The organism is Vibrio sabulosilitoris (assembly GCF_055391395.1).
On the sequence record NZ_AP029600.1, the window covers coordinates 756,135 to 770,554 of the forward strand.

A 14,420-nucleotide genomic window follows, 5' to 3' on the forward strand; every position below is an offset into this window, starting at 1 on the left:
AACCTCTCCCTGCTAGACGATGCTTTGCATCTGCTGAAGGAGTTTTTCCTTTTTAATTGGCTTAGGTACATAAGCATCCATACCAGAGTCGTAACACTTCTGTATATCGTCATCGATAACACTGGCGGTGAGGGCTATGATTGGGGTTCGATTGAGACCCTCTTGCTGTTCATAGGCCCGTATCTCCTTGGTGGCTTCGTATCCATCTTTGATTGGCATCATGCAGTCCATCAAGATAATATCGAAACTACCGCTGAGATAGGTGTTAATTGCCTCCTGACCGTTGTTGGCGATTTCATATTGGTAGCCGGCCTTTTCCAAAAACAGGCTGGTCACCATTTGATTAACCTTGTTGTCTTCCACGAGCATGACCCGCTCTTTCTTGTCCTCTACCGGGACACTGGGTTTTACACTGACGTTGTGTGAATCTGGGGTTTTGGTTGGGGCGCTTGGCCGCTTATCTCCTTCACTCTTTGGCGTGTGCTCTGAGGCGCCATTCTCTGAGGGTGTCGCAACTCCCAGCGGTAATACGCTCGCATCGATGTTATCAAAGATTTTTTCTTTGAGCTGATTACCTTTAAACGGTTTTTGCACGTAACCGTCCATGCCAACATCAAAGCAGCGCTGGACGTCATCGTCGACCACACTGGCGGTGAGGGCAATGATCGGAGTCTTGCGGGTACCGGTGTCTTTTTCCCATTGGCGAATCTCAGTCACCGCCTCAAAGCCATCTTTAATCGGCATCATGCAATCCATAAGGATCAAGTTGTAACGCGCGCCACCACTAATGATATCTATGGCTTCTTGACCGTCGTTGGCGATGTCAAAGTCGAAACCGAGGCGAGACACGTGTAAGCTGGCAATTTTCTGATTAACCTTGTTGTCCTCGACAATCAATAGGCGTTGTTTGACCTCGGATTGGCTATCTTCTTTAGCTACCGACTGAGTCATTGCTTTATCGCAATTCTCAATCGCTTTAACCAGGCGAAGACCAAAAACAGGGTTGGTGACCAGGGCAGAGATACTGTTTTTATAATCAAAATTTTGGCTGGCGAAGTGCTGCACCAAACAGACGCGGTTATTGTTGCCCTCTAGTTGGGTAAAGGCATCTACTAGGTTGTTAGCTTGGCTGGCAGAGGGCTCAAGATACACGATAAGCGCTTTGGTAAGATCGGGTTCCAATTGAGAGATTGAACTCACGGTTTGCTTGATGGGCAATTTATAAACCTGCATCTCATGCAGTAAAGACTCTAACGCCGCCGAGGGCTCACCGACCAAGACAATCGGCGCCTTGATTGCGTGTTTCGGTGTGTAGTCTTGCTTATCAAGTGGCACCTCTAAGACAAAACTGAAACGGCTACCCACCCCTTTTTCAGAATGGAGCGCAATCTTACCCCCCATCAGTTCAACCAGCTGAGTACTGATTGCCAAGCCTAGCCCAGTCCCCCCAAATTGACGAGTTGTAGAGCTGTCCTCTTGGGAGAAAGGCTCGAATATCTTGCGTTGCTGCTCAGCATCGATACCAATACCGGAATCCTGCACGGCAAACTCTATCTTGGCGTTGTCATTGGAGAGTTCAAGGCATTGAGCGCTGAGCTCGACTGTGCCCTCGCTGGTAAACTTGACGGCATTGGACAAGAAGTTCATCAGCACTTGACTGAGACGGTGATCATCGATGATTAAGCTGTAGGGCATATCATTGCTGATGTTGATATTGAGATCTATCTCTTTCTCTTTGACTTTTGGCATGACAATTGAGGCGAGATCATAGACAGTTTCTCTTAGGCTTGAAGCGTGAGGGCTCACAATCAACATACCGGATTCAATCTTAGAGAAGTCGAGAATATCGTTGATCAGGGTGAGCAATAGATGCGACGAGGTCTCTATGGTGTCAACATACTCACGTTGCGTTGCTGTCAATTGAGTGTCCGATAATACCTCAGAGATACCAATCACACCGTTAAGCGGTGTGCGGATCTCATGCGACATATTGGCCAAGAAACTACTTTTTGCCTTGCTTGCCATAATGGCGTCGTCTTTGGCTTTTTCGGCTACTTCAATCGCGTGTTTGAGCTTCTCCTGCGCATGCTTACGCTCAACAGTCAGTCGTTCCACCTCGTTGGCAAAGGTGTTGAGCTCGTCTTTACCTTTGATATGTGACGAGAGAGCAAGGCCATCTGGAGTACGCTCATCGATTAGATACTCCAATACTAATTTGAGGTTGTTGGTGACATGACGAGAGAAGCGCACTGTCACAATGATGACTGCCAGGCTGATCACGATGAGTGTCAGAGTAAAGCCGGTGATTTGGTTTTTGGCCGCGGACGCTTTTTGATCGACCTCAGAGCGTAGCTGACTTTCAATTTTATCCGCGACGCCTTCAAGAAGTACACGCCGCTGCTCGAGTACTGAAAAGCCAACTTGGGCCTGATCAAAGGCTACTCCAGCGATTTGCTCTTCCTCTAACAGGGTCTGCATGAATTCGCGACCTTGTGAAAATACTTGGTTGCCAAACACTTCAAGCATCAGTGATACCTGCTGTTCGTCGGCATTTAGGGCGATAAAACGCTCGAGGTATAGAAGCTGGTTCTGGCTTAGGGCTTGTATCTCATCGGCGATTTCTGAATCAAACTCTTCCTCTTGCAGATAGCTGTTATACAGAAGGTGGCTCAAAGCGTTTTCTTTCAACCCCCAAAGCATCAACCACTCGATTCTGACCAAAGCGCCAAGGTCGTTCTGAATGTCTTGCGGGGCGGCATTGAGTTGCAAAGATTCGACTTTAGTCAGCAACTCTTCGACGATGTCGGCTTGTGATTCGATAGCATCATATTGGTCATACGCATCCTCGCTCTCATAGAGGAACTCAACAGCGTCTTGCATTTCTGCCATACGCTCAGCCAATTGGTCATCTGAGGGGAATAGGTTAGGCAGCAAGGGGATTTGGATAGTGTGGCTATTGTCCAGTTGTTGTAGCGCATCTTGTTTTGTCAGTAACTCCTTATCCGCCACGATTGATGACGAGAGGTGATCGATAAATTGTGAGGCGGATTTGATTTTCTCTAAATCCTGAACTTGGTTTTGCAGCCCGTGTACCTGATTGAATGCCAAGGCTGCCACAAGGATAATTGGCAATAATACCAGCCCTATGAGCTTATATCTTACTGATAAATCGTGCCATAACGTCATAAATAATACCTAAAGAATGCATAAATCCGTTTACTACAAGAATTAGTCTAGGATACAAAATCTCACTTTCAGGAAAAAAAGCACAAAAACACCCCTCCTTTGCTATAGTTGTAAAAGTGAGATTTTTAGGTAGCTCAAAAGTGAGCTTGTTGTTAACAAAATGTGTAAAAAGTTAGTGATTTTTGTGTTTCTCATTGTTAATATTGCTAAGCTTTTCCCCACAAGAGGGTAGCAATTCATTTACAAGTGTCGCTTAAACAATTACTTAACAAAAGCGTAACGCGACATATGGTAGATGTATTGAAAAGGCGTGCTGTCAAGCTGGCTATGGATGGTGAATCGGTCAGGTAGTACGAATCAAAAACATTAATGTTGATTCAGGGGAACAACGTATGGAAGGAAATAGCCGTTGCAGAGCAAAGGAGCAGGTCAAGGAAGAGCGTGAAGAAAATCAGGCTGGGTTTTCAAGTGGTCGTTCCTATGATCCATACTCCAACTATATCTCTGATATAGTGGGTATCGATTTGTTATCTCCCGAAGAAGAGTACCATTATGCACGCCTCAATCGTGCGGGTGATGTGAGTGCTCGTGATACCCTTATTGAGGCTAACCTGCGCTTAGTCGTAAAGATAGCCAAAAGTTACACCCGACGTAATCTTGGTAATCTTAATCTGCTTGATGTGATTGAAGAGGGTAACATCGGTCTGATTAAAGCCATTGAAAAGTTCGATCCAGAGTTGGGTTATCGTTTTTCAACTTATGCCGTGTGGTGGATCAGAGAGAGTATTGAATCTGCATTGATGAACACCAGCCGTACAGTACGAATCCCTGTACATGTGGTCAAAGAGATCAATAAACTCGCCTCAAAGAGTTCTGCTTTTCACAGGGCTGAATCACACGCCAGCTCGGTTTCTGAGCTCGCCGATGAAGCCGAGATGTCAGTAGAGAAGGTGAGTGAGCTGGTAAAATTGAGCGGCTTTATCGAGACCTCAACCACCGCAGATATCCTCTCACGCCCGCTTACCTTGGATGAGTGTGAGAGTGAAACCTGTGTCGACCCACTGGATATGTTTCAAGATCAAGAGTTTGGCGCATCGCTTGAGCATGTGATCGACTCTCTGCCAGAGAAGCTAAAGATGATCCTTATCAACCGCTATGGGCTGTTTAATTCCCCTACAAAAACCCTAGCAGAGGTAGGTCAGATGTTAGGCATCTCCAACGAGCGAGTAAGACAACTGCAAATAGAGGCCATCGACAGGATACAAAAACGGCTTATGAATGATGGATGGGTTTGAAAAAAAGAGGACGGAAGTCCTCTTTTTTTTCCCTATCGGGAAGAGGCGAGAGGCGAGATCGCTGCGCTTCGAGAAGCGAGAACCATATTGGTTGGGGATAAGTCCTTACTTGAATGTCAATGCCTGAGCCAGTTTCCCGACTCTTTTCTGGATCGGGGTATGTCAAATGAGATGAGCTACTCGCTTCTCGCAGGGCAAAGCCCGATCCCGCCTCTCGATTCTTCTATTGCAATTCCGTATCAGCGTGGCAAGCCAGTTGTTCGAGTGCCTCTCGGCTGGCGTTGCAATACGGCCAGTGTTGGGTGAGTTGTTGCAATGCGTCTCTGTATTGGTTGGATTTGAGTAAGAAGACGATGGTGGCCTCATAGCGGGCACGGTCGGCTTTTGCCTTGGTAATTGGCTTAGTGTGACTGTGCCCGGTACTTGGGAGAAAACCCTCGTGATACCAGATATCAAGGATTTCCCTGATTTCCTCTCTCGCGCTGGTTCGGTAAGTGTCGACACAGTCGCTACAAGTGCAAGGAGGGTGAACATTGTGTTGTTTAAGGTTGCTTCTTCGCATATGAATCCGTTTCACCTAGCCTGAACTAAGCTCATATCTATAATCCTATCACCAAAAGTATCTCAAAAATGAGATTGGTTAACAAGTGACAATTTGTTAACCCATACTCGCTAAGTACTTGTCTGTAAGGCCAAAATACTTGCTGTTACCGTCTGCCTCCAACACCATGCTAAGGTTGGTTGAGGAGATTAGGTTGGTATCGTTTGACGAAAAGACCACCGTTTTTTTGAGTAACTTGTCGCTAAAGAGTTGGTTAAAATAGTGGGCGTTTTCCTTTTCTGATCCACAGAATGGCTCATCAATGATGTAGATTTGCTGCTCAAGCGTACCGAGCCCTAAAGCGAGACGAAGCTTTTGTTGGACGCTGTTGGGAAAGCCTTGCACGATATCCATTGATAGTTCGGTACTTAAACCCTCTTTAAGCCAATAACCAAGGTCAAAGAACTCAATCCACTGGTTCATTTGCTTGGTCGGCATAACACCATTGTGGAAAATAAAGTTAGCTTCGAGGCTGCCATCGAAGATATGCAGCTCAAAAGGGATGTGACAAATCGACTTTCTAAAACGGAAACTATTGAATTGCTTTATGTTATACCCATCGAAATACACAGCGCCTTGGTAGCGATCTTCCATCCCGGTTAACACATTGAGTAGTGTCGTTTTACCACTGCCTGAGGGGCCTGACACCACGGTTTTTGAGCCTGGCGCCATCTTAAAGCCGAGGTTCGTCAGCCCGGTTGTGGCACCCAGATAGCGGTGAGTGATGCCACTGCCAACAATTAAGCCCTCAAACTGACGCACAGGGGGGCTTTTATGCAGGGTCAACTTATCATCACCGAGTGCCATCAGGTTGTTTATCTGCGCGGCAGAGGCCTTTAACGATTGGAACTTTGAGATAGAGTTGTAGATCCCCATGATAGGACCTAATGCCTTCCAGACTAAGATCACCGTCGCTAGCATTGCACCCGCATCTGAGGTGCCATCCATCACACCCACCACTGCAACTACGATACTGGCTGTGCCTATCACCTGGATCAGACTGCCCCCGGCGGCCTGAACTTTACTATTAGTTACTGCAACGCGCTCGGCATCATCGGTACTCTGGCTATGGCAAGCGCGAAAACGGGATTGGATCACGCGCAGCAGCGGCAGCCCCTGTATGGTGCGAATCCCGCGTAATATCTCGTTCCATTGGTAGGAGACCATGGCGTTCGCTCGCGAGCTTTTTGAGGTTGCTTGGGTGTATTGGTAACGTGAGTAGACGCAGAAAACCAGCATCAGCAACAAGCCTGTGAACACCACGATGGCAGCGGTGCCCGACATAAAGGCAATAGCGATAATAAACACAATCACAAACGGCATATCAAAATAACTCATGGTCGATTCGGCAGTGACCAAGCGGCGGAAATTATCGATATCTTTAAGGCGAGCTAACTGGCTTGATACGCCAGCGCTGGATGTCATTGAGTAGGGCAGCCACAGCAGCTTAGACACCACGTTCTTTGAGATGTGCACGGCGAGATCTTTCCCTGAGGTACTGATGATCTTGACGCGGAGCTTTTTAAAGGTGTATTCAGCAAAGGCAACGATAATGGCAAATAGTGTCAGCCAGTACAGGGTGGTCACCGAGCTGGAGGTGAGGGCAAAGTTATACACGCTCATAATAAAAAACGGTTGCAGCGCGCCGAGGACACTGATGGCAAAGCTCAGTATGATCAGGCTCTTTAGTTCACTGTTGTAACGATAAAACGAATATTTGATCCAGTTGGACTTATCCTGTGATTCCGGTGGTGGCTCGCGAAACAGGCGCGAATACTCGCTAATAGAAATTGTCGTACATGGGGTGTTACTCGCTTCAATCTCGAAGTTGGTATTATTGTTGTAATCAAAAAGTATCAGCTTACCGTCGTGATGACCGACCAAGATTGCACACAAGTTCTCGATTTTCACGAAGCAGATGTTAGTGAAACTCTGCAGCTCAAAAGTGTTGCGATGCTTGTTGATATTACATTGATAGCCCATTCTCTCCAGCGTTTCGGTAAATGCGTCCGTATCATTGCTGGCAGGTACAAAGGCATCACTGAGCAAGCTGGGTGTGCCCTCCCATTCAACAGAAATCAGCAAATAAGCCAGCCCACGCAATAACGGAGAGTGGCGATAACGTTCATCATACATAGCGTCATCAAAGTCCGCTAAGCGCTGAGAGATGTTGTTAAAATCGACTAAGATACCCATAACTTAACTCTCTACCATCTGTTTCTGTGTTGTGGCGAACTCACGCTCGAGGCTGATCTTTTTCAGCTTGGCGGTGGCGTCAATCTTGTTGCTTGCCACGATAGTGATCTTGTTTTGCGTACGGCTAATCAGTGAGGCGAGAATCTTTCTAACAAAGGTTTCATCATAGACTGCGTCAATATCATCCAGAATGATCAATGGCTTATCCGCAAGGATTGCTCGAACAACCAGCAGCGAATAGACGACTTGGCGTGAAAATGGCATACGTTGATTGCCGCTCAGTTCGGTGTAAAAGCCGTTCGGTAGGCTGTCGATCTGTGCCTTGATACCGAGTGTTTCACACAATGAATAGGCCGCAGTGTTTGAGCTTGGCTTGAAGCAGGTGAGATTATCGATGATCGAACCCTCGACGAAGGTACTGCGGTTATTGATCAGGATGACACTGTTTTTCCACACGTTGTAGTTGATGTTATCGAGTGGCTTATCGTTGATCAGGATGGCAAGTTGAGGGTCGTGTTTTTGTCTTGCTAGGCAAGAGGACAAATGGGTTTTGCCGGTTCCGCTACGACCAGTCAAGAGAAAAGCGGTACCACGGTTCAATTCAATCCGCTTACCATTGGGGAACGTGACGTTGATCGTCTCAACATCCATATCCTCGTCTTGTTGGTTTTGATCTGCAACTAGATCAAGCACTTCAGCGATGCGTTGGATGTGCATTTTGTTCAATTTCCAGCGACTGAGGGTGCGCATCACTTGCTGGTAAGGAGCGAAATAGCGGTTGGTGAGCATGATGATTGCGGCCATGATACCTTGACTGGATTCTAGGTTAATGACCGCCGATGCCAGTAACACCACCACACAAGCGATTGATAGCTGCTGAATAAGAGATAGGACTAGGCCAAAGTGTGACTCGATTTGCTCATAATTAATGCTCTCAGTCTCGCGCTCTTTGATCATCTCGGTCATCAAGCTTTCTACTCGGTACTCCATATTGCGCGCCTTGATGTCCATTGGGCTTGACACGATCTCGATGATTTTTGAGGTGGTGAGGCCCTCAATATCGGACTTGCTCTGTAAGTTGGCGACCTTTTTCTCTGATAATCGTACGGCAGCAATCGCCAGCACGGTTGAGGCGATGACCAGTGTTATTCCAGCGCCAAGGTTAATTACTCCAATCAAGGCGATGGTGATAATACTGACGGCTAAGTTGATTAGGGCTCTAACGGATTCCCCACCAAAAAAGGCTTTGATTTCGGGAATCGTTGCGATCCTCTCTAGATACTCACCCGGCTCACGGGTACGAAACTTGGAAAATTCAGCCAAACAGATTGAGCGAAACACCTTGTTAGTCAGATTGGTCTCGAACTGACTCATGAGCGCTGAAGAGATCTTTTCCTCCTGCGCTTTAAGTTGATAGTCGAGATAGATGGCGCCAAGGATAATGGCGAACAGTAAATAGAGCGTATCTTTGGCTTGGTTGGGCAAAACCCGATCAAAGATAATCAAAATCGAAAACGGCAGCACCAAACCAAGCAAGGTGGAGAGGATCGTTGACGCGGTGAGGTACAGCTTGTCAGCGAGGTTTATCTTTTGTGAAAAGTGTTCAGTTTGCATAATATTGTTTCTCCCTCGCTCGTTATTCCAACAGGTGCATTGGAATTAACTCCTCATCACTTTGTGAACTCATGTCGGTCATCAGGTCCATCATATTTTGCATGGAGATCAGTGAGAGCGAGCCTTTGGATTTCTCCAAATTAATAATGTTGATCACATAGTCGTAGCGAGTGTTTTGGTAATCCCGCACTGCATTAAACAGCTTACTTTCGGCAGCGAGTAGGTCGGTGATGGTTCGGGTGCCCAATTGTTGCGCGCGCTGTATACCACGATAAGAGGCATAATTAGCGCGGATAATTCGCTCAAAGCTATCGACCGATTGGGCCAGGTCGTTAACGTCCATGATCAGGGAGTTAACGTCATTGCGGGTCGAGATCAGCGTATCTTGATATAACAGCTCTTGACGCTCAATGGCCAAGGCATTTTTCTTGTAGTCGTAGTAGTCAGAGCCGCCCGAGGTGATGGGGATACTTAGGTTGAGGCTGACACTGGCTGAATCTGAGTTGCCAGTTGCGTTAAGATCATTTTCAGGTGGCTCAAAGCTGTGCGCGTAGTCATAGCTATAGCTGCCCGATAGCGACAAGGAGGGCAGGAAGGTGGCGCCGCTCTCTTTCAGACTCTGGCGACTGATATCCAGAGTGTTTTTCGAGATCAGCACGCTGCTGTTGTATCTTAACGAGTCCTCTATCAACTGCCGGGTTTGCCGTTGGTCAAACTCATCGAGCTCAGCACGGCTGTACAAGTCTTGCGAGGGGGTGATCGGGTTTTGGATTAGCACCGCGAGATCGTTGAGGATGACTTGGCGGTCTTTTCTTAAACTTCTGAGCCGGTTGCTCACTTCCTCTTTTTGCGATACGACTTCATAAAGTTCACTGCCAGCGGTATTGCCTAACTCGACATTGCGACGCATTTGTGCCTCGCGAGAATTGGATGATTTGAGTTCGACCTCGGTCGCCCTAATTTGGGCGTTATTTTTGAGGTATTCAAAGTAGCTGGTGGCGATTTCGACGATAGTCGCTTGAATTTGATCGTCGTGATTGAGCTCTTCGGTGTTGAAATTCAGTTTAGCCGTTTGATATTTATAGATATCCCCGAGGTTGAACAGTGTTTGTGATAGCGAGAGGGCTGCGCCACTGGAGTGAGAGTAGGAGGTGGCATCTACCGCGCCGGTGCGGTTACTGTGGCTTCGGCTCCAGTTAGTATTGGCACTTGCCGTCAGTGAGGGCAAGAATTTTGAGCGGCTGACGTAGATGCTGTTTTCGCTCTCCTCTAAGCCCTTAGCACTGGCGCGCAGGGAAATATTGTTCTCCAGGCCCAGCTCTACCGCCTCTAGCAGGGTAGTGGCTTGGCTAGTTGAGCTGACTGCAATGAGCAGCACTAGCAAGGGGTCAATAGAGCTTTTGAACGGCAACATACTTATTAATCACCTTGACGATTTCATCGCTTTTGTAGGGTTTGCTGATCACAAAGTCCATCCCGGCTTCGATACACGCTTGGTGCTCTTGGCTACTGGTCAGTGCCGTAGCGCCGATGATGGTACAGGGCATGAGATCCTGCTCTTGCTCGTGAATTCGAATCAATTTTGTAGCCTCCATACCGTTCATTCCGGGCATGATGCAATCCATAAAGATAATGTCGGTGCGCTGTTGCTTGTAATGCTCAACAGCATCGGTGCCGTCATTAACGACATCAGGGTCATACTCTTGGCTAGTCAATATCCGTTTCAGTAGGATCTGCTGGACACGGTCGTCTTCGACAATCAGGAACGAGCTATTTTGCGCACTATCTTCACTGCTCTCGGTCTCAAGTGCGGTGAGTAAAGCCGGGGTGAATTCATAGCCGATAAACGGCAGATAAAAGACTTTATCAACGAACGAAAGGGTCTCTTGGGCGATTTGCGCGGATGAAACGGAAAGGAATAGCTTGGTTTCCGGGGCAGCCTTAAGTTGAGCTTTGACGGTTTTACTGAAACTGGGTAGTTTTTTGTTATCCAGCGTGTCGGTCAGAATGATCGCATCATAGTCTTTAAATTTACCCGCCAGCTTGAACAACTCATTGGGGCTATCGATAGCGGTAATTGTGGCGCCAGTTTGCTCTAAGGTAGTCTGTAAAATATCCACCTGAAGCGGAGAGTTAGACAGTACCAGCAGCTGGCGCTTGTCGAGCTTGGTCTCATCGGAGAGGTAGCTCTTGACACTCAGGTCTATCTGCAATTGAAAGCAGACTTGGTTGCCCGATTGGAGCCACTGAATTGAAAATTGGCTGTCATCACTCAGCAAGGTTTTTGCCAGCTCTTCGTTACTTGTCGGTGGATTGGTGTGTTGGCTCCAGTGCAATGTATCGAGTTTGCTCAAGGTGACATTGGATGTGGTGAGAAAGTAGACGCGAATAGTGAGTTTCGTTTTTTCAACGCTACTCGAGACACCGGAGGTGACTTTGAACAGTATGTGTTGACTGTTCTGCACCTGTAAGGCGCTAGATAGTTGAAGAAACAAGATCCAAAATAGCTGGGTTGGCTGCCCCTGGACTCGATTAGGGATGCCATTATCGATGAAACACTCGAGACGGGTTTGCTCGCGTGAGGTCTTTGAGTGCAGGTGGATTACGAGTTCAGATAGTACACTGGGCAAGGCAAAGTCTTTTTGTTCAGTATCACCGCCTTTTGAGATTAAGCGATTATAGTTGTCTGCCAGCTCTGATAGCGTATTAGCGGCTGATGTAATGTCTCGCGCCATCGCAACACCGCTCTCGTCGGTTTCCTGCACCAAATACTGGATACCACCATTGATGGTTGTGGTGATGCTGCGGATCTCATACCCGATTAAGGCATAAAGTTGTTTATAAAGATCATTTACCTGCTTTTGCCGTTCACTGCCCTCAAGGACCTGTTTTAGAGTGGAGTAAATCTGCCGTAGATAAACGTTTAACGCGGTATCATTGAGCTGCGCTCTCAGTGTCGAGGCGTCCATCTGTTCAATTTGGCTCGCCAATTGTTGGTAGCCAGCGCTAATATCTTCCGATCCTTGCTTAAACTTATTCAGGCGCAGATAAAGTAAGCTTGCCGCTAAGATACCTAGAGTTAATGATGCAGCAATAAGCCACATGAGCCGGTAGTAATACTGTTCTTTTTTGCTCAACTCCATTGCCAACAGGGCTTGGGTCAGGGTTAAGTGATTTTTCTCAAAGTGAACACCGGCGGTGACCAAGGCGTCATACAGCTCTCTGGTTGTAATGTATTCGCTGTCAGCGCTGCGTTGATAACGCGTGAGCGCCAATTGGAGGTTGGTGTATTCAATCGCACCCACCAAACTTAGGCTGCTTTTATCTAGGGAGGCGCCTTTAATTAACTCATCGAGCGATTGCTCGATGGCGAACAGCTTTTGGTTGATTTCAGCAAACATGCAATCTTCAACCACAAAGCAGTCTTGCAATGTAAGGGTGACAGACGAAAGTGTTTCATTGAGGGTTTGAGAGGCAATCACTAACTCATTGTTGGCAACGGTATCGAGTGGCGTGACTTGTTTCCATTGGTAGAACAGTCCTGCGGCGATAATAGCCATCGCCGCAAACAAGCATACGCTGATCCGGTAAACTGAAAGAGTGAGTAAGGGTTTTTGCGCCTCAGCCATCATCACCTCTCGTCGAAGGCATCTTCAATGGCGGACATGACGGGCTTCGCTGCGTATTCAATTACACGCCGTGAGCCAGTCTTGACGTCAGCGGTAAACTCCATATAAGGCGATAGATTGTATTTTGCCCCTGCACGCTCAAGATAATTGCGGTCTAACTCAATAGCAGCAAGATAAAACTCTGTATCTTCCTCCTCGTAAGATGAGCGACTGATTGAAGTTATTGTACCTTCAATAAAACCAAATTTGGCGAAGTTATAGGTATCAAACTTGACCTTAACCAGTTGACCAATCTCAACAAAGCCCATTTCTTTTCGTGGGATTTTGGCTTCTCCGTGCAGTGAATTGTTAAGCGGTGCTATATCAGCAATACTTTCACCTGGTGGTACGATCGCTGATTTAAAGTTGAAGTGAACCTTGTCTACCAGTCCGTCAATCGGAGAGTAGACCGTTAGGCGGTCGACCTTGTCCGAGTGCTGCGGTTGTTGCAGCTCCTTAATCTTAATGTCTTTTTTAGCTTGAATGATCTGCGATTGATATTCAGCGTTGCGGTTTTCAATTAAATCAAGCAGCTGCTTATCGAGCTTGGCCAACTGAAAATCCTCATTCATCAACGACTCATCGAGGTTTTCTATCTCGCGCACCATATTGGACACTTGCACCTGGTTGTTGAGTACATCGACATAGGATGCCATTTCCTCTTTATATAGGGTTTCTTTGATCTCAAGTTGTTTGCGAATCAAGCCTAACTGATGGACCGAGCTCTTTCTGCGCTCTCGCATCGACGCGATCAAGGCTTGTTTGTGCTCGATATCGTGGGTGATCAACTGCTCGTTAGAGAGATTTTTGCTGTACTCTTGGCGCCAAGTATTTAAGTTGGTGGCAACGAACTCAGGATACTCGTCTTGATAGGCGGAAAAGTCTGGCTCAACCATATCGAGCAGACTTTGGTAGCGGATTTTATCAAGCTGTAACTGGATTAGCTCGGTATTAACCGTATCCAATTGGCTGTTGCGCTCAAGTGCTTTTAGTCTCGCTATCGGTTGCCCCTCATAAACAAGGTCGCCCTTTTTAACTAACAGCTCTTCTAACATCCCCCCCTCAAGATGTTGCACCTTTTCTATATCAGAATCGAGCAGCAGCTCTCCACGCACCGAAACCACGATATCGATACGTGCTTGTGAAGCGACGGCCAAAGCGATGATGATCAAAAGGAAGATGACCAGTAGTGTTTTGTGCACGGCGGTCATCGTGCTAGACAGGACTACTTTGTCATCCACTTTATCTCCATCGGTTGAGCCACTGGAGATGAGGGCAGTTTTTAAGTGCTGCTCAATTGGGTTTTTGCTCACTGTCTCTCCTCAATCACCAGGTCAAACTTGATCGCTTGGTGTCAATCAGTCACTAGCCAGCTCGGTACACAATGAGCGGATTTGATGCTCAACCACCGCCAAATCGAGCTGAATATCTCGAATCAGCTCCTCAGGCGGATAGAACTCGTGTCTGGCTAGATGCTCAAGCCTCGCAAGTTTTATCGGTGTGTCAGCGTCACTAAATAGTGCAAGCGTCATTTTTAGTTTCTTGGAGTACGTCATCAGCTCAAAATAGTTTTCGTGCTTGTACAGCTGATTAATGTAGCTGCTGGGCTGCTTGAAGTGGTTAATATAATCCAGCAAAAGCAGTTGCATTCCATTGTGATTTAACTCCATTGATTTGGAGAACTGCTCCATATCTATCATCACTTATTCCATTCCAAACATACGTCAGCAATTAAGGAGCTATTTGGCTGTTTTTCAAATTTATTTTCTGAGACAAAGCGGCAAAAAAGTTTGAAGTTTGAGATTAGTTTTCTTTACTACCTATGAAATATTTTGCACTTCCACCCTATTGGAGCTCATC

The 14,420-nt window shown here is 46.9% G+C and carries 9 protein-coding genes; 1 reads left to right on the plus strand and 8 read right to left on the minus strand.

Features of this window, described 5'->3' with window-relative positions:
* Positions 1-12: 12 nt before the first annotated feature.
* A complete protein-coding gene (locus ACZ5R2_RS19085) occupies positions 13-3,186 on the minus strand; it encodes a response regulator (RefSeq protein WP_464903028.1) in 3,174 nt (1,057 codons plus the stop codon).
* Positions 3,187-3,578: 392 nt separating this feature from the next.
* On the opposite strand from ACZ5R2_RS19085, the gene ACZ5R2_RS19090 reads away from it, so the two are divergent.
* Positions 3,579-4,481, plus strand: coding sequence for a sigma-70 family RNA polymerase sigma factor (locus tag ACZ5R2_RS19090; protein WP_464903027.1), 903 nt, complete (start codon positions 3,579-3,581; stop codon positions 4,479-4,481).
* 223 nt (positions 4,482-4,704) lie between these two features.
* Here the strand turns inward: ACZ5R2_RS19090 and ACZ5R2_RS19095 are convergent, their stop codons facing one another.
* The 7 genes from ACZ5R2_RS19095 to ACZ5R2_RS19125 form a co-directional block, all read right to left on the minus strand.
* The gene (locus ACZ5R2_RS19095; protein ID WP_464903026.1) at positions 4,705-5,043 is read right to left on the minus strand and encodes a hypothetical protein; all 339 of its coding nucleotides are present in this window, start codon (positions 5,041-5,043) and stop codon (positions 4,705-4,707) included.
* 96 nt (positions 5,044-5,139) lie between these two features.
* Entirely contained in the window at positions 5,140-7,278 is a 2,139-nt protein-coding gene (locus ACZ5R2_RS19100; RefSeq protein WP_464903025.1) for an ATP-binding cassette domain-containing protein, read from the minus strand.
* Positions 7,279-7,281: 3 nt separating this feature from the next.
* Positions 7,282-8,892: an ABC transporter transmembrane domain-containing protein gene (locus ACZ5R2_RS19105; RefSeq protein WP_464903024.1), complete on the minus strand. Its 1,611-nt coding sequence runs from the start codon at positions 8,890-8,892 to the stop codon at positions 7,282-7,284.
* Between the two features lie 22 nt (positions 8,893-8,914).
* Positions 8,915-10,306, minus strand: a complete 1,392-nt coding sequence (locus ACZ5R2_RS19110; protein WP_464903023.1) for a TolC family protein — start codon at positions 10,304-10,306, stop codon at positions 8,915-8,917.
* Complete coding sequence (locus tag ACZ5R2_RS19115; RefSeq protein ID WP_464919470.1) at positions 10,281-12,524, minus strand: ATP-binding response regulator; 2,244 nt, start codon at positions 12,522-12,524, stop codon at positions 10,281-10,283. Before ACZ5R2_RS19115 ends, ACZ5R2_RS19110 begins: the two co-directional genes overlap by 26 nt.
* A complete protein-coding gene (locus ACZ5R2_RS19120) occupies positions 12,524-13,873 on the minus strand; it encodes an HlyD family type I secretion periplasmic adaptor subunit (RefSeq protein ID WP_464903021.1) in 1,350 nt (449 codons plus the stop codon). Before ACZ5R2_RS19120 ends, ACZ5R2_RS19115 begins: the two co-directional genes overlap by 1 nt.
* A 45-nt stretch (positions 13,874-13,918) precedes the next feature.
* A complete protein-coding gene (locus ACZ5R2_RS19125; protein WP_464903020.1) occupies positions 13,919-14,263 on the minus strand; it encodes a hypothetical protein in 345 nt (114 codons plus the stop codon).
* Positions 14,264-14,420 lie beyond the last annotated feature (157 nt).

What these genes read in the sequence shown, in the direction of transcription:
- ACZ5R2_RS19100 (WP_464903025.1), bottom strand. Translation starts at nt 7,278, where the DNA reads ATGGGTATCTTAGTCGATTTTAACAACATCTCTCAGCGCTTAGCGGAC.
- ACZ5R2_RS19110 (WP_464903023.1), bottom strand. Translation starts at nt 10,306, where the DNA reads ATGTTGCCGTTCAAAAGCTCTATTGACCCCTTGCTAGTGCTGCTCATT.
- ACZ5R2_RS19105 (WP_464903024.1), bottom strand. Translation starts at nt 8,892, where the DNA reads ATGCAAACTGAACACTTTTCACAAAAGATAAACCTCGCTGACAAGCTG.
- ACZ5R2_RS19090 (WP_464903027.1), top strand. Translation starts at nt 3,579, where the DNA reads ATGGAAGGAAATAGCCGTTGCAGAGCAAAGGAGCAGGTCAAGGAAGAG.
- ACZ5R2_RS19085 (WP_464903028.1), bottom strand. Translation starts at nt 3,186, where the DNA reads ATGACGTTATGGCACGATTTATCAGTAAGATATAAGCTCATAGGGCTG.
- ACZ5R2_RS19095 (WP_464903026.1), bottom strand. Translation starts at nt 5,043, where the DNA reads ATGCGAAGAAGCAACCTTAAACAACACAATGTTCACCCTCCTTGCACT.
- ACZ5R2_RS19115 (WP_464919470.1), bottom strand. Translation starts at nt 12,524, where the DNA reads ATGATGGCTGAGGCGCAAAAACCCTTACTCACTCTTTCAGTTTACCGG.